General features: G+C 39.4%; 17 protein-coding genes. 2 read left to right on the top strand and 15 right to left on the bottom strand.

Features of this window, described 5'->3' with window-relative positions:
* Nucleotides 1–3: 3 nt before the first annotated feature.
* The 13 genes from K0H60_RS07160 to rfaH form a co-directional block, all read right to left on the bottom strand.
* Nucleotides 4–1,290 (bottom strand): EpsG family protein, encoded by a 1,287-nt coding sequence (locus tag K0H60_RS07160; protein WP_220057705.1) that lies wholly within the window; start codon nucleotides 1,288–1,290, stop codon nucleotides 4–6.
* The gene (locus K0H60_RS07155; RefSeq protein WP_220057704.1) at nucleotides 1,277–2,089 is read right to left on the bottom strand and encodes a 6-hydroxymethylpterin diphosphokinase MptE-like protein; all 813 of its coding nucleotides are present in this window, start codon (nucleotides 2,087–2,089) and stop codon (nucleotides 1,277–1,279) included. Before K0H60_RS07155 ends, K0H60_RS07160 begins: the two co-directional genes overlap by 14 nt.
* A gap of 13 nt (nucleotides 2,090–2,102) precedes the next feature.
* Complete coding sequence (locus tag K0H60_RS07150) at nucleotides 2,103–3,278, bottom strand: lipopolysaccharide biosynthesis protein (protein WP_220057703.1); 1,176 nt, start codon at nucleotides 3,276–3,278, stop codon at nucleotides 2,103–2,105.
* An 80-nt stretch (nucleotides 3,279–3,358) separates the two neighbouring features.
* Nucleotides 3,359–4,102: a hypothetical protein gene (locus K0H60_RS07145; RefSeq protein WP_220057702.1), complete on the bottom strand. Its 744-nt coding sequence runs from the start codon at nucleotides 4,100–4,102 to the stop codon at nucleotides 3,359–3,361.
* A complete protein-coding gene (locus K0H60_RS07140; protein WP_220057701.1) occupies nucleotides 4,099–4,860 on the bottom strand; it encodes an SDR family NAD(P)-dependent oxidoreductase in 762 nt (253 codons plus the stop codon). The genes K0H60_RS07145 and K0H60_RS07140 overlap by 4 nt, the downstream gene beginning before the upstream one ends.
* Nucleotides 4,861–4,892: 32 nt before the next feature.
* Nucleotides 4,893–5,834, bottom strand: coding sequence for a phosphoglycerate dehydrogenase (locus K0H60_RS07135; RefSeq protein ID WP_258405799.1), 942 nt, complete (start codon nucleotides 5,832–5,834; stop codon nucleotides 4,893–4,895).
* Nucleotides 5,835–5,848: 14 nt separating this feature from the next.
* On the bottom strand, nucleotides 5,849–6,547 hold the full coding sequence (locus K0H60_RS07130) for an acylneuraminate cytidylyltransferase family protein (RefSeq protein WP_220057700.1): 699 nt from the start codon (nucleotides 6,545–6,547) through the stop codon (nucleotides 5,849–5,851).
* A complete protein-coding gene (locus tag K0H60_RS07125) occupies nucleotides 6,537–7,487 on the bottom strand; it encodes a glycosyltransferase family 2 protein (RefSeq protein ID WP_220057699.1) in 951 nt (316 codons plus the stop codon). The genes K0H60_RS07130 and K0H60_RS07125 overlap by 11 nt, the downstream gene beginning before the upstream one ends.
* Nucleotides 7,477–8,319 carry an SMP-30/gluconolactonase/LRE family protein gene (locus tag K0H60_RS07120; RefSeq protein ID WP_220057698.1) on the bottom strand — a complete coding sequence of 281 codons (843 nt, stop codon included), beginning with the start codon at nucleotides 8,317–8,319 and terminating at the stop codon, nucleotides 7,477–7,479. The genes K0H60_RS07125 and K0H60_RS07120 overlap by 11 nt, the downstream gene beginning before the upstream one ends.
* A 1-nt stretch (nucleotide 8,320) precedes the next feature.
* Complete coding sequence (locus tag K0H60_RS07115; protein ID WP_220057697.1) at nucleotides 8,321–9,310, bottom strand: sugar transferase; 990 nt, start codon at nucleotides 9,308–9,310, stop codon at nucleotides 8,321–8,323.
* A 73-nt stretch (nucleotides 9,311–9,383) separates the two neighbouring features.
* Nucleotides 9,384–10,355 carry a Wzz/FepE/Etk N-terminal domain-containing protein gene (locus K0H60_RS07110; RefSeq protein WP_220057696.1) on the bottom strand — a complete coding sequence of 324 codons (972 nt, stop codon included), beginning with the start codon at nucleotides 10,353–10,355 and terminating at the stop codon, nucleotides 9,384–9,386.
* A 142-nt stretch (nucleotides 10,356–10,497) separates the two neighbouring features.
* Nucleotides 10,498–12,987, bottom strand: a complete 2,490-nt coding sequence (locus tag K0H60_RS07105) for an SLBB domain-containing protein (RefSeq protein WP_220057695.1) — start codon at nucleotides 12,985–12,987, stop codon at nucleotides 10,498–10,500.
* Between the two features lie 469 nt (nucleotides 12,988–13,456).
* Entirely contained in the window at nucleotides 13,457–13,957 is a 501-nt protein-coding gene (gene rfaH, locus K0H60_RS07100; RefSeq protein ID WP_220057694.1) for a transcription/translation regulatory transformer protein RfaH, read from the bottom strand.
* 473 nt (nucleotides 13,958–14,430) lie between these two features.
* Between rfaH and K0H60_RS07095 the strand changes: the two genes are divergently transcribed.
* Nucleotides 14,431–15,900, top strand: coding sequence for a peptide MFS transporter (locus K0H60_RS07095; RefSeq protein ID WP_220055068.1), 1,470 nt, complete (start codon nucleotides 14,431–14,433; stop codon nucleotides 15,898–15,900).
* A 197-nt stretch (nucleotides 15,901–16,097) separates the two neighbouring features.
* On the opposite strand, the gene K0H60_RS07090 is transcribed toward K0H60_RS07095, so the two are convergent.
* A complete protein-coding gene (locus K0H60_RS07090) occupies nucleotides 16,098–17,201 on the bottom strand; it encodes a response regulator (RefSeq protein ID WP_220055067.1) in 1,104 nt (367 codons plus the stop codon).
* A 121-nt stretch (nucleotides 17,202–17,322) separates the two neighbouring features.
* Nucleotides 17,323–18,108 carry an MlaA family lipoprotein gene (locus K0H60_RS07085; protein ID WP_086903716.1) on the bottom strand — a complete coding sequence of 262 codons (786 nt, stop codon included), beginning with the start codon at nucleotides 18,106–18,108 and terminating at the stop codon, nucleotides 17,323–17,325.
* Between the two features lie 221 nt (nucleotides 18,109–18,329).
* Here K0H60_RS07085 and K0H60_RS07080 point away from each other — a divergent pair, with 221 nt between their 5' ends.
* The gene (locus K0H60_RS07080) at nucleotides 18,330–20,339 is read left to right on the top strand and encodes a flagellar hook-length control protein FliK (protein WP_220057693.1); all 2,010 of its coding nucleotides are present in this window, start codon (nucleotides 18,330–18,332) and stop codon (nucleotides 20,337–20,339) included.
* The last annotated feature ends 6 nt before the right edge of the window (nucleotides 20,340–20,345 follow it).

The following is a 20,345-nucleotide window of genomic DNA, read 5'->3' as shown; positions in this document are numbered from 1 at the left end:
TTATTACCTATAAGGATTTTGTATAACCATATCAATTTCAGATGGCAAACTACTGCGAATAACATACCCACGCTCGAGAAACAAATCGCTAAGATAATAAAAAGGCTTCACAGCAACAAGTGGGAAATTATAATAAAAAATTGCTGAATTTGCGAACCAATTAATAGAGAATAAGAGTAACAAAAAAACACTTAAAGAGAGTCGATGTGAGAATTTATACTCCTGAATAAACAGCATGAAAAAGTAATAACCCATCAATATGGTAAACACCGAAGCGAACAGCCTAGTTGTCAGACCGGGTATGTAACCGAATCCAATTGTTATTACAACAAGGAGAAAAAGCTGGCAAAACACACCTTTTTTTACTTTGGCAAAAACAAGGATAAATAGTGCAAAAACAGCATATATTGACGCAACAATAGCCTCCTTAACTGCGAGTAGGTAAAAACTTTCATCACTTGCTTTCATAAAAGCTGATTTAGCCTTAGCCAAAAAGAATAAATCAGACCCAAGAACAAAGTCCATCATCAGTTTGAAAACGACAAATCCAACGACAGCAACAATTGCAACGACCACTCCGTTATATAACGCTATTTTAAAACACCTTTCTTTAAACACATATAGCAGCACTGGATATATAACCAGTGCTGAGACATGAAACAAACTAGCTAAAATAACAAATATTGTTTTGCTTCTTCTATCCGAAGAAAACAATGCTAAAACAACAAAAAAAGATGAAAAGCCTTGCCTCAAATGATTTAGTGTTGCGCCGTATTTAAAAAACAAAAACATTAATGCGATGAGGAGCGCGAGCCGCTTCCAATTAAGCGAATACCTTATGGATATTAATGCAATAACCCATAAAAAAAGTGAAATTTGAATTAAAATATAACACAACTTAACTAAATAGGGATATTCAGCCTGAATGACTATAGATAAAAAATAATTTATTAAAGGCAAAGCAACTTCTGCACCAGCACCAAAAACAAAGCCATCAAAGTCAAAGCCATTTTCCAAGAAAAATATGTAGTTGTTATAGTAAGTCGTAAAGTCTTGTTCCTCATACAAAAATATTGGCTGAGAATAAGCGGATATAGCGGTAGATAAAGAAAGAAAAAAGGTACATATAATAATGTACCCAACTCCTGAGTCTCTAGAAATATTAGACTTTGAAGCGCTTAACAGCAATAATGATAATACAGATGTTAAAAACGATAAGAACGGTACAAAGCTAATAAATATTATATTGAATACGATAAATAAGAGTTTCTTGCTGCTAAAACAAGTCATCAAATGGAACCCTTTCAAACACCTCGAGCTTGCCACCATGCGTGGAGTTATATATTTTCCTTCCTGCACAATCAAACATCAAATCCATCAATTTGTAGCTCTTCAGTACATTATTTAATTGAGGATCATGCCATGTCTTACCTTTACCAAAATAGTCTGGATGAAAATGATTATTATCGTCTTCAGTAGATACTATCTCTAAACCATCTACTTTAGCGCTACTTGGAATATCGTAACTAAAATCCATACCCAGAAGGTAAACCTTTTCGAAACCCATATAGAATGCGAGCTGTAAATTTATCATTGTAACAGACTGCCCGCAATACATTCGCTTAGATGCATCAGTAGAGAATCTCGGCATACCAAAATTAGGGCTTTCTTTGCGATAAAAACCTGTATTCATTTTAAAAAAATAGCAATTTTTCTTATTTTTTATCTTTCTTCTATAGTGCGTAGGAAAAAACTTATACTGGCAATTATAATCATTTATTTCAGCAGTATTATCAGTCATAACAGCCTTATCCTCTACAACATAAAATGTAGGTTTAAAACCATTTTCTTTTGTTTTATAAAAAACTCCATTAACACCAAATGTGTACTCTGACTGTAGTTTACTAAAGTCAACCATGTTTAAAGAGGGACCATTACCTAAAATAAAACAGCGTTCTCCCTTAAACCTATCCTTTAAACCCTTAATCTTTTTAGAATCTGGAAGTCCGTATATAAACGGCTCTTCCAAAATACTATAATCAAGAGAATTTCGGTCAAATAAGCTAAAAAAAACTTTTTTTAAAAACATCGTAAAATACACCTCACGAGCATTTCCTTTCCAGGATAAGCCGATTTATAACAAGAATAAGTAATGCTATAGAAAAAATCAAATTAACAAAAAGGACAATATATAGTTGATTAAATAAACTCAAAATTATCAACTGTAATATAGCTTGAACTATAAAACAGCATAAAACATACTTAGCGACTATAACTGCTTTAGATCTAAAATATAGCTCATTCATTAACACCATTGAAAAAGATTGAAATAGCGTTGACATACAAGCTATCCACAATATATCTCTTGATATAGTGTATTCATAATAGTAAGCGGAAAGATAACCATAACCACCTACCCATAATATTAAAACACCTAAAAGCAACATTAAAAAAGTAAAATAATAGATCTTATTTACTTTTAAAATATCTTTAGTTGCCCCTCTCGATAAATGACGATTAACTTCAGGAACTATTGCTAAATTTATCGCAGTAACAAATAATACAGCAATAGATGAAATCTGCATAGATAGCGCATATTGACCTAATATACTAACACTGAGGTAAAACGCTATAAGATAGCGCTCTGCGCCACTCCTTAACCACCAACCGATTGCTTGTGGCATAAATGCCACCCCTTTCAAAGCAATGCTTAAATTTTTATTTCTAGGAATAATACTTAGTTTATGCAACAATACAAAAGAATTACTTTGCTTTAGATATAAGCACTGTAAAAACAACCCAAAACTGAATGCAATAATCCAAGAACATATTCCATACTTGTAAAATATGAAAAACGTTATTAAATATGAAAATGAAAATACTAGCTGAGCAATTAAATATTTGTCAGTTTCTTTACCGCACTGCAGTAAGGCAAGGCAAGTAGTTGTGTATGCCCTTAAATATGGGACACATATAAGAATCAAATAAAAACTTGGAATTCCTTTATAAATTAGAATAGGAAAAAAAACAAACAGCAATAAAAGCGAAATTATTAAAGAATTTGATAACTGAGTAACCAACTGTTCCGTAAGAGCGTCTCTTTCAAGTTTGAAAAAGTCTATTCTTGTAACCGCAGGGGTATTATTGGTCGCAATGATCGAAAATATTTCGACCGTAACAATTAGCAAAGTCAGTTGGCCAACGATTTCACTTGAAAACTGATTAGCAAAAACGAATACAGTTACGAATGGAATAAGTTTAGCTAATCCCTCACTCAAGCCGTATTTAAGTATTTTAGTGAAAATTTCAACACTCCCAAAAAATTCAGATTATAAAGCATCAAAAACAACGAACAAAACTATAATCTCGACATAATATCTTTCCCGATTTGGTCCAAACCTAGCTTATTATAATGAACGTTATCAACTGTAAATTTTTTCACCTTCAAATCATCCCAAGAAGAAAGTATCACCCCCCCCAGTTCTTGTAACATCAAACTATCTTGAACTAATTGCTGATTAATACAACTAGGCCTCTTCCTCCAATAATTCCCATCCCAACAATTCAGAACAGGATTTATGCCGACATAAATTAAATTATCAACTTCTTTTAACAATGGAATTAACTCGTTCTCGACAAACTCTACTGACATAAACTGTAATGTTTTCTCACCTAAATATTCATCCAAAAAATCAGTTCTATTTTCAAAATATTCAAGCCAGCCTCTTCTTTCCAGATAATCAAATTTTAGAGATAGCATTTGATTATATGAAGACATCGGCCTGGGCGCAAAATCAACGATACCACAATGAAGAACAATAGCCTTGTACTGCTTATTACTATTATCATAAAACTCTAAAAAATCTAAAATACTAGTAAATTTATAAGGGCAAAATTTATAATCCACCTTATAATCTCTAAAATACTTCAAGTATGAATAGAAAGGATTTCGCTGTTTTAAAGGACTATCTATTTCTGTCCCTCTAGAGTCTGTATAAAGCAATAACAATGGTTTCTTATCACCTAGGCACGAATAGGTACGATATACAAAGTTGCACAACTTTAAACTTACCATTACGTAAATTTTTTTTAATACATTCATAAAGGATCACTTAAACAACCATGAATTCCACCACTTGCGCTAATACAAGCCCCTTGTACAAATCCTGCGTCATCAGAACTTAAAAAACAAGCTAGTTTAGCAACCTCTTTCGGAGTCCCTATACGCCCAAGTGGATGGAACATTTCTAATCTTTTGTATTGTTCCTCTTTACCATCAAAGCCAGCCTTTAACATATCTGTGGCAATTGCCGCAGGTTCGATTGCATTAATTCGTACTCTATTGCCCAAATCCAAAACCATGTTACGGGTCATTGAGCTTAATGCAGCTTTTGTAGTCGCATAGGCTACAAACTCTTTCTTAGTTAGCGTGGCATGAATACTACTAATGTTAACAATTGCTCCTTTATTCGCAACCAAATCATCTGTAAAAAGTTGCGATAGAAAAAATGGGGCAGTCAAGTTTACGTTTAGACTTGTTTGCCATTGCTTCCGAGATAATTGACTACAATCAGCAAGGATTTGCACTGCGGCATTATTAATTAATGTACTAATTCCCTTATGTGCCGTAATACGACTAATTTTCGAATAAAACTCCGCAGCATAAGCTTCATCAAGAACAAATGCATCCAAATCAAGTTGCAAAAAATGAACATTATTCAGAGTCTTACAACTATTATTGAGATCTGTCGCAATGACCTGATAGCCATGCTCAACAAATTCTGACACCAATGCTCTGCCTATGCCACCAAGTGCACCAGTGATCAGCGCCCATTTTTGAATATTACTTACTGGTTCCATTGGAGTTTTCTCTTAACAACCTTTTAAATTTACTACTGTTTCACATTTAAGAAATCTGCGATATGTGCAATTGCTTTATGTGTTGCTCGGCGCACACCTTCCTTAGTGTTACTACCATTATGAGAACCAAAAATACATTGAGGCATATCTCTTAAAGGAGATTGTGTAGGCAACGGCTCTACTTCAAATACATCCAAACCAGCAGCAGCAACATGGCCGCGTTGCAATGCATCAATTAACGCAGCTTCATCAATCAGCGGACCTCTTGCAACATTCACAACCATAACTCCTTGTTTCAGTTTACTTAAAACGTTGGCGTTAAGCATGTGATAATTATGTTTGTTTAACGAACAAGTAAATACAAGAAAATCAAGCTGTTCTACACCTTTAGGAAAGTCCATTCTAGTGACATACTCATAGCCTTTATTTCCCTCTACTCCAGGATCATAAACTGTGACGTCCACGTCAAAACCTCCTAGACGCTTAATTAGACTTTCACCTATATCACCGAATCCTACAACACCTACTTTTTTACCAGAGATGCTCATCCCCGCTGGTTTTGGCCAACAAAAATTATTCCTTATTTCACGGTCGATAAAGTATGTTTGTCTCGCTAAGCCTAATAATAATGCCATTCCGACATCAGCGACCTCACCACCAAACATATTAGGTGTATTTATTATCGGGATATCCAACTCTTTACAGGCAGCAAAATCAACATTATCTACGCCGATTCCCCATTTTACCGCAGCTTTAAGTTGCCCTTTAACACCAGCCTCAAATACCTGTTTAGTTGCGGGGTCGTCACCAATGATCCATCCATCATACGCTGGTAACAACTCCATCAATTCTTGTTCAGATAAAACCTGCGTTGTTTTAGCTGCAACCAGCTCAATTCCTAAAGATTTTGCTGGCTCAACAAACTCTTCAAACATACCCAACATTGGCGGGCAAGTTACTAATACTTTTTTCATGTTTATTACCTCGCTTATGCCTTAACCAAACCTTTTTCTAGCATATAATGTGTCATAACAACCGCCCTATCCCAATCATCTGGTGTATCTATATCTGAACACTCCAAAACTGGGGAAACCATCATTTCGGGTTTAACTCCAATTCTGGCGTTGGTAGACGAGAAGCTTTCACGATTAAATAAATAAAGATTAGAGTTCTCTTCATACCACGGCTCCAGATTTTGTGTCGGTATTAGATTATTTGGGTCATGATTAATTGCTTCACAGTTTTCGGTATAAAACCGAGTTTGGATTTTATTTACGGTAAAAAGCGAATCAGATCTATTTTCCATCAAAGCTTCTTTATATTGTTTTATTGCCCTACGAATTGTGTCTGATGACAAAAGTGGATTTGTAGTGTGTGTCATTAGATATATATCAGCATCGATATTATTAACGTCATCTGCCAAAACTAAATTCATGGACACATCATCACCACAAATATCCTTTTTCCTTTGCCGTATTGTAACTCTTTCAGACTCAATCAATCCATTTTCCAATAAAATGTCTTTTGCATCGGTATTAATAACGATTTGTTCAATTTCTTCTACCGCTAACAGACTATCTAGAATCCATTTAAATAGTGGTTTCCCGCAAAAATCTCTAAAATTCTTCCCTTTTACTCGAGTACTATTAGCCTTCATGGGTAATAGAGCAACAATTTTACTTTTCATTTTTACTTCCTAAAATATTTACCGAATTCGCAGACACATTCATATCAGTAATTCTTGGATAAAAGTACTTTAATTTCATAGCATGAGATAGCTTTCTATGATTACTATTACCAATATAAGCACCGTAATACTGACAAAATCTAAACAGGATAATAGATTTAATTTCTTTTTTCAGAATCCCTAACGTAAAGGCTTTTTTAATATCTTTAACTATGGCGACCAATATGTAATTAATCATATCAACTAAACCTAGTTGAATCTGTGGCATTATTTGTTGTAATGCAATAGCTTCGCGTTCATATCTAACTTTAATTTTACTCCATGTCTCGTCATGAATATGATAGACACTCGCATCAGCTATATATCCAATTTTTTGTCCTGAATCAACAAGAAGTTTTGCAAGATACATATCTTCACATCCCGTTAACTCTTCATTAAAACGATGAGCTAACCATGCTTCTCGGCGAATAGCAGAGTTCGCATTGTTACAAAAAAATCCCACTTGTGGGATACGAGATTCATCAGGGAAATATTTTTCAAAATGCTGACGCTCACTAAATTTAGTAGTGTCTCTTCCTAATTGTCGACCATAAGTGTAACTACAATTATCAACTAGAGGCCTGACTAAGTTTCTAATCCAATACTTATCAACAGGGATACAGTGACCGCTAACAAAAACTAAAAAACTCCCATTGGAAAACTCACATCCATAGTTTAAAGATTTTCCAAAGGTAAACTCTTCTTTTTTGATATAAGTAATTCTACACCCATAATTACGCGCGATATCTAATGTACGATCAGTTGAACCAGAATCGACAATTACCGTTTCAATATCAAATTCTGTAGCATCTTGTAACTTGATTGCTTCTAACAGTTCAATCAAATGTTTTTCTTCATTCAGCGTTCTAATTACAATGCTTACTAAATGCTTACAGCCCATTTACAACCTCTAAATCAATAACGAAAACCTTTCCTGATAATGGATATTGCCTAATCTGTTCTTCAGATAAGCCATCTCTTGCTGTAGTAACATATAACCAGCGTTCATCAACTAGGACACAATTTGTAGGTCTAGGAACTGGTAATTCAATTTTATATTTTTGCTTGGCAGTATTATCAAATACTGAAACACAGAATCCATCCCACATAGATATGTAAATATTTCCATATATATCGACACAACCTCCATCAGGAGTGAACATTTCTTCAGAGTAATCCTTCCATAGAGCTTTTATTACTTTTGATTTAAAATTTTTACTAACTGAGTAAATTCGTTGTTCGAATGAATCAGATATTAAAATGGCATTATCAAGTTCAATAAATGTGTTGGGTATGCTGAAATAAACATCTTCAATCTCAAAAACCCCATGTGATGTTAAGTGATATAAATTCCCTTTTTTTTCATTTGGATTTCGATACATAGTACCAAATAAAGCAGTGCCATCATTTAATATAGTTGCATCATTACCTCTATATCCCTTAGCATCAGGATAAGGGGTCTTATATAGAGTAAATAATTTATTACTAGCAGTATCATAAGCACAAATACCTATCTTATCCAAAAATGTTATGACACCACTTTCAACAGATAAAACAGTACTTGGCATCGTGCCTATACTAAAAACTTCATATTCATCACTTAAATCATTAATTTTTTTTCTGTATATTTTAGATTCAACTATATCAAGCCAATATAATTCGCGTTCAACTTTATCAAAGTAAATACCTTCACCTAAAGTGCATACGCTAGAAGAAAATACTTTAATATTCACGCTACCGCCCCATCCCGAATAAAACAACTTTTACAGTTTTAAGAAGAATCTTAATATCCAACAAAGTACTGTGATGTTTAATATAATAAATATCATACTTATGCTTCCAAACTGCGTCCTCCACTGAGGCACCATAAGGATAGCTTACTTGAGCTAATCCTGTTACGCCAGGTTTGACCGCATGACGGAAACGATAATAGGGAATTTCTTTTTCGAGTTTGGCAATAAAGACTTCTCGTTCAGGCCTCGGTCCAACAATCGACATTTCACCTTTTAAAATATTAATTATTTGCGGTAATTCATCAATGCGGGTTTTGCGGATAAAGTGACCCACTTTTGTTATGCGAGTATCATTTTGAGTTGCCCATTGCGCGCCTGACATTTCTGCATCACTACGCATTGAACGGAATTTAATGACTTCAAATTCATCATTATATTGTCCTGTGCGACGCTGTTTATAGAACACGGGACCAGGGCTTTCTAGTTTGATCACCAAAGCCGTAATAAGCCCTACTGGAATTGCCACTGTACAAAGCAAAAATGCAGCTAATAAATCAATAGCTCGTTTTGCTAATTGGGTACGTTTTGTAGATAAAATAGAGAATGCTTTTTGATGTAAAAAGTAACCGCTATGAAGTAAACGAACCTCAGTATAACCTAGCCGCTCATCAAGATAACTCACTAACGGCTCTACCCAAGCGCCCAACTCGGTCGCTTTAACCAAAAATTGCCGTTGCTCTTTGGATAAACGAGCACTTTCAAAGTGACAAATAACTTTACAACTTAGATCAGTAATACTGTAGTCATTGACGATCATATCGAATGAGTAATCATCAATAATCTCACCTATCTCTAATTCCCTATCTTTAGGGCAATAGACATAAATAACCTCCTGAGTGAGTACCTGTCGTTTTGACTTAAAACGTTTAATTACTGTTTTAATTGGTTGAAACTCTTCAGTATCTACCGCTTCATTTACTCGTATATTCATACACAAACCAAATTGTTAGTAGGTTCTAGTTTCTAGGAGACTGAAAGCCATTCTAGTACCACGTTATGGAATCCTAATCTTCTTTCCTTATAAAATGCCTTACCAATACAAACATCACACCTAACATACCACCAAGCATAGTGCCTAAAACGCAAATTAATGCGCGTTTAGGTTTGGCCTTTTCTTCAGGCGCTAATGCGGGATCGATAGTTTTAAATACGTATTCATCGCGCACTTCAGCAAACATAATGGTTTTTGCCTGCTCTTCAATCAATTTGTAAAGTACAGTTTTGATATCAGCGACATTAGTTAAAGCGATTTGTTTATTTAAAAACTCAGTACTACGGTTAGCTTCTGCCACATCACGGTCTTTCATGACTTTATTGATATCTTGAATTAACCAAATAACCCATTGCTGGGCAACGGCTGGTGATAAGTGTTCAATTGAAAGAGTTACCATTCCTGACTCTTTATCTTTGTTGACAGCAATGATTTTACTGAATTCTTTATAAGCTTCTTGCATAGAAGGCTCAGGTTTTAATGGAGGTTCAACATCACGCACCCAACTATTGGTTTGCTCGTTGTATAACTCAGGATCATAGATAAGTTTGTCTGCATCCCTATCCCATTTTTTTGCCGCCATTAAATTAGCAAGAATATTATGCTTTTGAATAAACTCACTGGTAAATTGACGAGATTTTAATACTTCAATTGCAAGCTGGGTTTTATCAGTACTACCTTTAGCGCCAAGGTTTACTCCTGCAAGGCTGGCTAGCCCACCAAACTGCGAGGCTAAAGCACTTAAACCGCCACCCTGTTCCTCTGACGCTGGAGCAAGCAGGGCTTCGGATTTATAGATATTGGGTAAATAGAGCGCTAGGCCAACAGAGGTAATGGCAAATATCATAGTGATGGCGATTATGGTCCATTTGCCTTGCCAGATAACGGCAAAAAGCTCTCGAAGATCAATTTCGTCGTCTTGCACTTGAGGAAATCTTGCGTCGGATTGGTATGTGTTTGGATTTTGAGTAATTTGTGTGTTCATTGGTTCTTCAGATTCTAGTATGTGGCAAAAGCGCTACGCCTCTATAAAAGCAAAAGCTAAAAGTAGGAGCTTGCTACCCTCTCCTAAAGCGCTACTCATCTATAACAAGCAACGCCCTAGAGGTTAAAAGCCGCCAAGGCCTCTATATACCCGATATTGCGGATACTGCTACCGCGGTGTTGTAGATAATGCCTGTTACTTGCGACCAAAGTGTTAAGTTATCTTTGTATTCTGTATCTAATGGTACAACTATGGTGTCACCTGGCTCCATCGAGCTGCCACCAGTAAACCACATTGAAGATTCTGGTACTTGAACAGAGCCATCAGCTTTTAATATGTAAGTACGCGATTCATCAGCACGTTTACGTGGGCCTCCGGATAAGGCTAAATACTGCTCAAAGGTTAAACCGGATTTAAAGCGATGAGTACTTGGATGCTGTACTTGGCCCATTACTGATACGGTTTGATTAGTTGCAGGTATATAAAGCGCATCTGCATCTTCAAGCATTAGATCGGCACTGTCGATACCTAATTCAATCGCATTGATATCGACAACCAAACGACCAACCGTTTTCACGTTTTCCAACTGATTTAACATCATTTGTGCATCGTTATAACCAATGGTAGGCGTATCTTTTGTCAGCGCTTTAGCAGCGATCTCACGGCGCAATTCATCAGCAAGTTTTGAAAGCTCCTGCTGCTCTTTTTCTTGAATCGATTTACGTAAAAAGACAGCACTGCGCGGTGATGCATCACTAGTTAACCCGCCAGCACGAGCAAGCACTTGCTTTAAGGTTTCGCCGCGCTGAATACTATACGTTCCAGGGAATTTAACTTCACCTTTAATGGTAACCCAGCGGGTTTCTTGCCAATCTGGCAGTGTACGTACCGTCAAAATGTCACGACTTTGCAGTTTGATATTTGCAGCCGGATCATTTTGCATAACACGGTCTAAGCTAAGTTGCACATGCTCTACGGTGACACCATTTTGTTCAGACACCTGTTGACGAGTCAGCTCTGCAGATAAGGTATATGCACCTTCTTCTAGCCCGCCGGCAGCGATGAGTAGCTCTTTAACATCCGCATTAACTGTTATTGGATACTGACCAGGGAAGCGCACATTACCATTGATGTTGACTAGTTTTGCAGCATCACCAAAACGGCTTTGTTCTCTTAACTTTTTAATAACGGGCTTAAGTAACTCTTCACGGTCAGCATAGTCAAATACAATGACAGAATCACGAGGATTAAGTTTAAGGTTATAATGTGATTTTGGCTCACCGATAGCTCGACCAAGATTAATACGCTCGACCTCAATATCACCACGTTGGTTGATTTCTCGAACGAGTAGACTGTAATCCAAATCTGCTGAAATGGTTAGATCGCCCCAAATAGAAGGCAGTAAATCGGCTACAGTTAAACCATTTGTCCATTGATACTTACCAGGACGTATCACTGCACCAGAGACAGTAATCGCATTATCAATTCGGCTTGATGCTGAACGCACATTAAGTAAATCGCCGTTTTTAGCTAGCGTACTGAGGCCAGAATTTTCAGTTAAGTCTACCGTGACAACGGTTTTGACTGCATTACGACTATAACGCTCAATAGTGCTCGCTTTAGGATAAGCACCAGGGTTTAACCCGCTAGCCATATTAATTACATCGGCCATGGTTTCGCTATTTTTAAGCTCGTAAATCGCAGGACGACGCACTTCACCAATTACGCTGACGGTACCACCTGTAGATGGAACAAATACCACATCACCGGATTGCAAACGCATATCCCCTGAAGCGTCACCACGAAGCAATAAATCATACAAGTCTAAACGACCAATGGTTTTTCCAGAGCGTTTTAATTGAATATCACGCAAACTGCCAATTTCGTTCACCCCACCCGAGATAAATAGAGCTTGTGTAATAGTCGATAAACTTGACACTGTGTAGGAACCTGGCTTGTAAGCGTCGCCAGCGACAAAAATCCGAATTGAGCGTAATTCACCCATTGTAATGTTGGACTCAATGCCAATCATGCTTTGGCTGATTTTTTGCTGTAATAGCTCGCGAGTTTCTGCAAATGTTAGCCCTACTAACGAAATCGGGCCTAAATTAGGAAATTGCACTGCGCCGTCGCGGCCTACAGTCAATGTGAATTGATTATTTTCTTTACCGAAAAATTGCACATTTAAAGTATCACCTGGGCCCATCATATATTCAGCAGGCACTGGTACATCTGAAACAGGTGCAAACGTACTTGGTGAACCAGCAAAGAGCTCATAACCAAAACGTTTTAGTTGGTCTTCTTTTTTGCTTTCAATCGCCTCAACCTTTGCCTCAGATTTAGTCGCTTGGTTAAGTTTATCATCCTCAGATTGATCAACGACTTTATTACCATTTTCTGTTCGTGGCGTAACCACTGTAGGGCTATCAACAACAGTAGCAGTTGCTGAGGCGCCCGTGATCATTGACGGATCAATGCCATACTGGCGAGCTAAACGTTCTTGTTCCGACTTAGGGAGTTGTTTGAATTGCTCTATCATTTGCGGAGAAGGAGTAAGCGCTTGCGCTTGAGTGCACATTAACAGCGTGGCACTGACACCTAGTATGATGAATTTTTTGACTTGTTGTAACACCAGATATCTCCGTTGGTAAAAGACAGACCACAACTGCGCTCTAAGATATGAACAAGCAGTAGAAACACAAAGTTAATATTAATTAGTTAATAAGAAAATGTTAAAGCTACGCACAATTTCGATAGATTATAGGGATAACTTACCAGTAACTATCGGCACAAACTAAAACGCAATACAAAATCAAACAATAAGGCTCAGTTTAGGACACCCGGAAGCATTTAGACACGCTACCGCCCATGGATTGCGGTCTCCAAAGTCCCCATTCGCGGCGCGAACACTCAAATTTTTCTAAAAACATAAACAAGATCAAATAGCAACCTTGTTCATTTTACTATTTAGCAACACCGCACCGGTGTGTTTAGAACAAATTTTAAAACAAAGTTGTTTGTAACTCGGCCTGATTGTCAAAATAGAAGCAAATTAACTACAGCTCTGCAACCCATCATCAACAAGGAGAAGGCTTTAGCTACTATAACCTAACAACTGAATCCACTGGAACAGCAACCACTTGGCTCTGCCCCATAATATTAAACAAAACATGACAGCGCTTGTTTGGACATTTCTCTTGAAAAATGCCTTCTAAATCAACAAAAGGGCCGTCTTTAAAGCGAATTTTTTCCCCAGTTTTTAGCTCTAGTTCAGTGTCTAAAACTGCTTGGGAAGGCGTTAATTCTTTCATGCGAATGGCGTGGATAATACGATCGTCGATAGGCGTCATTTTTTCCTGACAGTTGACGATACGGCTCACACCACGGGTAGAGTTGACCTGCTTAACACTGGTTTGGCTTGGGTCGAAATTGATGAACAGATAATTCGGAAATAAAGGTACGCGACAGATCCGCTTTTGTCCGCGTTGAGATTTTTCTTCAGAAACCATTGGTAAGTATGTCTCTAAATTTTGAAGCGCTAAGTTCTGTTGAGCCCTCGCTTCACTTCGAGGTTTACAATACAAAAGGTACCATGCCTTCATCTACTAATCTCACTACCCTATGTTAAGTGACGTCCATTCACGGCTCGCAATCATAGCAAAGTTGTGAATAGGGATGGAAGTAGTTTTTTGGCGCAAAAGGATTGCCGCTCGGTATATGAACAGTGGCTGCATATATTAGTAAAATCAGCATTAATCGGTGTTTGCGCTAAGTTGCAGATAATCTCACCAGTTAGCAAGCCAAAATTGACTTTAGTTACTTTTAAAGGGTATATAAGGTGGGATTTTAGCGAAATTATTCAATTTCGCGCGCAAAATATAACTTTTATTATAAAAACGTAACAATAACTCATACGTAAGCCGCGGTAATTCAACAAGTTACTCTAGTCCTTCGGCTTGAGTCATCCAATGAATTCATAGCGGATAAATGAGAAGAGCGATAACCATTTTTCTGTGGTGACATCATCCTGTTTCAGGGGCGCCACAGGCAATCACGAGCTTAAGGTGGAAACTTCATGAGCGTAGCAAAACCACAAGGGACGATGCTTGGTCATCCCAAGGGCCTATTCCTACTATTTACAACAGAACTTTGGGAACGTTTTAGTTATTACGCAATGCGCGCCATTTTGGTGCTGTATTTAGTTGATAAAGTTCAGAGCGAAGGGGGACACGGTTTAGGTTGGACCCAAGCTGATGCCATTTCACTCTATGGAACATTCACGGGTCTTGTTTACTTAACGCCGCTACTCGGTGGTTGGTTAGCAGATACCTTCTTAGGCCAACGCCGCGCCATTATGATTGGCGGTACCTTAATGGCCGCAGGTCAATTTATTCTAGGTACACCGCACGCTTGGGTTCCAGGTATGGAAACCGAAGTATTCTATGTCGGTTTAGGCACCTTAATTTTAGGTAACGGTCTATTCAAGCCTAATATCTCTACCATGGTGGGCGATCTGTACGAAGAAGGCGATCACCGCCGCGACGGTGCGTTCACCATTTTCTATATGGGCATCAACGTCGGTGCTTTCCTATCGGGTATTATCGTAGGTTCTGTGGTTGCCGCTTATGATGGTAACTTCCAAGCCGGCTTTATCTGTGCCGGTATTGGTATGATCCTGTCATTAATCATCCAGCTTCTATTTGCCCAAAAATTACTTGGTGATATCGGTAGAACCCCAGCGGCTAAGCTTGAAAAGCAAAAAGCGGCAGAAAAAGGTGAAGTTCGCAAAGAGCCTCTCACCAAAGTTGAGCGTGACCGCATTAAAGTCATCATGGTGATGGGTTTATTTACCATCATCTTCTGGGCGGGTTTCGAGCAGGCTGGCGGCCTAATGAACCTGTTCACTAACGATTTTACCGACCGTATGATAGGCACTTGGGAAGTTCCTACCACTTGGTTCCAATCCTTAAACGCGATGTTTATCGTAATTTTTGCCCCTGTTGTTGCCTCGATTTGGGTACGTTTAGGTAAGAATGAACCTAACTCGCCAGTTAAGTTTGCTTTAGGCTTAGTGCTGTTAGCCGTTGGCTTCTTATTCATGATCGGCGCCGTTGTCGAAATGGGCGGCGATGCCTCCGCAAAATCGAGCATGTGGTGGTTAGTCGGTGCTTATTTCTTCCATACCATGGGTGAACTTTGCTTATCACCTATTGGTTTGTCGATGGTGACTAAGTTAGCCCCACTACGTATCGCCTCGTTAATGATGGGAGCTTGGTTCCTGTTCGTTGCAGCAGCAAACAAAATTGGTGGTGTTGTGGGTTCGTTTATCGGCCACGGCGGCGAAAAAGAAGAACAGCTCGCCAATGCAATGGCGATTTTCTCGGGTATTGCGATTACCGCAGCTCTTTCTGGCGTGATCTTATACTTTATGGCTGACAAGTTAGTCGACTGGATGCATGGCGCAGAAAGCAAGCATCACAACGAAGCCGAAGCATTAGAAGATGAAATTGCCGTAACCGGTGAACACGAAGCAATTAAACGTTAATTTGCTTTAAATTGAGTCAATAAAAAACGCTGCCATGGCAGCGTTTTTTATTTGTAGCTAAATGATTAAGTTAAGCCTCGAGCCAATTCCTGATTACATTTTAGATTAACAGTCGATTTTAAATCATCATAAACAGTCACATTCGTTATCATAGATACGCACAAAGTCACTGTAGTGGCGTAGTGAATTGACGACCTTTATAGGCTCAATTGCATAAAGCCCCCCGCGGGCAACTGCGGATCATAAACAAGGCCTTTGAACTGGTTTTCTAATAGCTGCTGCTTATGCTCAGGCTCGCTGGTCGCAATACAGAGTTGCTCCTGCGGCAGTATGGTCCGAAACTGAATGCTCGGCTTACCCCAATCTAACATGCCCAACTGTAAACTCTCTGAAAGCGCTAATGGGCTCAAGCCTTCATCATTACGCAAATAGCATCTCAGCCCCTTACCAGCTTGGGCAATCGCAGCGCGATAACGCGTTAATTCGATAGCAACATAAATAATATCGACCGTGATATCGAGACCTGATTTAACTAATCGCTCATTCAAATAACTCAACATATTAAATGGCTCGATTATGGTTTTACTCTGACCACTACGGTAATTCTTAAGCTTTTGATTAACGAAGCTGCGTAGCAACACACACGCGAAAGCTGCTCGATTATCTTCCGGGTATAGGTGAGCCATATACATGATCAAATGATCGCTACCCACCATGGTAGAATCGATAAAGTAGCTGCTGATATCACTACTCTTAAACAGACTGTAATCTACTTTGGCCGTGGGATAGCTAATGTTAGAAGCAGGGAATAGTTGTTGCTGAACTTGCTTTGCCGCCTCAACACTTTGTTCTAACAGAACCAAATTATCCTTGAGCTCTTGATTAGACAAAGCATCAAACTCGGCTTGAGTCACATCATCGGATTGGTGTCTTTGCAATCCCTGTTTGATCGCTTGCTCAATAATAAATAAATCGGGAACGGGTTTAACGAGATAATCGCAAGCACCAACGCGCAGGGCTTCAACCACATCCGCCATCACGTTATTGCCGGAGACCACAATAGAAGGCACCAATGGTTCTAATTTACTCATTTCCTTGAGCATATCGAGACCACCGAGTTTAGGCATGCTGAGATCGGCAAGTACAATATCGAAGCGCTGTTGCTTAAAAATAGACAGTCCCTGCTCGCCATCACAGGCTTGCACGACTTCGGCACCGCGGCCACTTAAAAATGTGGCGACGATCTGCCTAAAGACAGGGTCATCTTCGACCCATAGAATGGATACATCACTTAACGCCATAAAGATTCCCGAATAACATTCATTGCGATAGCAATAACTCAATCATGACATCGGAAGAATCATTCAATACGGCAAGGGCTTGGCTGCAAAAACGATTTACAGCCAAGTACAGCGCATAAGCTTACTCAAGTTCCTGCATGTACTGATCGAGCAACTCATCATCTTCTTGTTTTTGAGGAACATTGCCATCATAGACTTTATAGTCCATGTGTTGTAAATACGCATCTTTCACAAAGGTATAAGGGTCGAGCGCATTATCAACAAGCCTTTCTTGGTCAATCGCTGACGCTCTCGCATGAAGACTCTTAAGTCCCCATTTAACAATGGATTGCCACACTGTTAGCTCAGATAGTGGAAAGTATAGACCATCAACCCAATCTGATGCGAGTTCTCGCACCACATAGGGGCCGGCAAAGGGGGCCATAAAATATGGTCCATTTGGCACGCCGTAGTAGCCTAACACTTCGTTAAATTCATCTTGCTTACGTGGCATCCCCATCATATCGGCCACATCAAATACCCCGAGCAAACCGATTGTGGTGTTAACCGTAAAACGGCCGCCCGCATTAGCCGCCCAGCCCCATTTTCCCTGTAAGGCGTTGTTAACTAGGCTGCTCGGTTCTTCCAAATTCTGCACGAAGTTGTTTATCCCTGTTTTCGCAGGCAATGGTAGATAATCGTTGTATCCATGTGCGACGGGGCGATAAATATACCGGTCTAAATACAGATAGTTGAAATCCCACATTGCACGGTTAAATCCCTCAAAGGGATCACGCGGATCATCGTAAGTAATCTTAACCGCTGAAGCCGTATCCTTTGGAGTAGTCTCAGGTACAGTCGCCTCTGCCCCATACACCTTAGGCAGTAATGCAAATCCTAAAAGTACCCCTAGCCATTTCAACTTCATATTGCTCTCTTAAATAAATGTACTGCTTAGATATCGAGTTTTGCTAAAGTGACCAAGGACAAGTGACGATAAAAGATTATTCACCTGAGTGGCATACTCTAGTATGACAGAGAAACTGTCGTTGTTTTTACAAAGCGCATAAGCATACTTGGCAAAACATTTTGGTCAATTGTTAATTTTTCAAAATAGCGTGCCGTTAGATACACCAACAAGGGCCTCACATGGAGTCGATTCCACTTATTAACACCGCCAATGCGCAATTAATCACTTCAGGGACATCAAACGATGCCACCAGCGCAACCCCGCGGCCAATTCCTGCTGAGGTACAGGTTTCTCCCGAAGGCGATAGTATTATTCTAAACGGTACAGAATATAATTTAAAGCTTGTTAATGCACAGCAAAGACAAGCCTTGATTGTGGCAAGTAGCTTTTTAGTGAATCCAATCCCCACAGAGTCCAGCCAAACTGCCACCCTATCCAATGCACAACTTGTCACCTTAGGGGCGGTACTGACACTCAAATTACCCGATGCCATTGCTCAACTTGCGCAGCAAAATGGTATTTCCTTGGATAAACTCTATACCCTAGCGGCACGGCCACAGGGATATCCGCTGCCCAATGTCACTGTTACAACAAAAGAATTTCAATTTGCGAACGGAACTGTGGTACTACAGGATCCAGGCACTCGACTCAGCACTGGAGAATATCAAGCCAAGATTAGTCTTGCTCAAGGAAGGCCTATTTTAGTCCTGACCCCCATACTGAGCAAACTCGAAATCCAAATTGGCGCACCAATAAATGAAACTCAACTTCCCATAATTGATAAACAAGCCGCCAATGTGGTGGTAGCTAAAACTGAGCCTGCTCAGATAATTGCGACATTTTTACGCAAATTAGAGACTCTCACGCCACAAACCGACACGTTAGGCACAACTAAACCTGCGGTTTCGGGACAAGCCACTTCAGAGCCCAAAGTGGCTCCTGCGGCCCCACAAGCTGTCGTCAGCGATATTACAGCCAACAAGACAACTACGCCTGTTTCAACTTCTGCCATTAGTCTACAAGCCAATACTGAACCTAAGCTGACTGTTGTAAATCAAAAGTTAAATCCAGAAACTCAATCCCAAGGTACGGCTCAAACTCAGCAAAAATCAGCATCTTTTGAGGTAAAACTTGCTGAGGCAAAAAATACTGCCTTCAATCCCCAGCCAAATAATTCTGAGAGTATCCGTAACACGTCACCAACACCGATATCGATAAATCCAATAAAGTTGGAATCGGCTGCGGCCACTTTGACTACATCAACCTTGACCGAGAATGAACTGCCCTTAAATCTTAAACCTCAGGCGGTAGAGGCACTGTTAGCTGAAAAGAGCAATAAAACCAGCGAGACAACACTCAGCGTCAATGAAGTGCTACAAAAGGCCTTTACTAAGGCTGGCGCGCTACCGTTAGAGCAAATGCTAACGCGTGGGGGAGCCAATCTTGCGGCCGAGCTATTAAAGCATTTACCACATTTGGGCCCACCAACATTAGGTCAGTTAAGCGATCCCGGGGAGTTAAAAGACGCTATGTTTGGGCTTTCAGCCTTAAATCTTGCAACGCCACAACTTAATCAAGCTGCGGTGTTTATGAACGCCAGCGCGATCACCTCATTATTTCAATTACTATTGGGGTTTAGGGCTAATAACGCCAACACTACCGTTAGCCAGAAACTGGAGGATTATTTAGAGCAATTACAGGCGAAAACGGGATTATCGACCAATCAGCTTGGACAATTGAGTAAAGCCGGAGGGCTGGAAAGCATGGGACAACTGGCCTCAAGCTTACACCTCTATCAGCAGGCAAGCGGCGAAAACAACGGCAATCTAGTATGGTTTTTTGCCCTACCCTATGGGATAAATCAACGGCATGAACAGCTCGAAGGTAAATTTGAACGAGATGCCAATGACGACGAACAGCAAAAGCACAAAGGTTGGCATCTGCAATTGAAGTTTAATCTTGCACAGGGGCCGCTGCTGATTTCGGCACGCTTCCATCAGCAAGTGTTAGATATTCAATTTAAAGGCAATAGTCAGCAACTGCTCAATCGCGTCGATAATTTTTTAGCCCCATTGGGTCAAAAATTATCCCAGTTAGGTTTTACGCCGGGGGAGCTTTCCACCCAAATCGCCCAAGTTCCTGCGACACTGCTCCCGGGTGACCATTTTTTAGTGAAAACACGTGCCTAAAATCGA

It is taken from the genome of Shewanella mangrovisoli, assembly GCF_019457635.1.
GTDB classification, from domain to species: Bacteria; Pseudomonadota; Gammaproteobacteria; order Enterobacterales; family Shewanellaceae; genus Shewanella; species Shewanella mangrovisoli.
The sequence above is the reverse complement of the archived record's forward strand: the minus strand, read 5'-3'. Positions and strand labels throughout refer to the sequence as shown.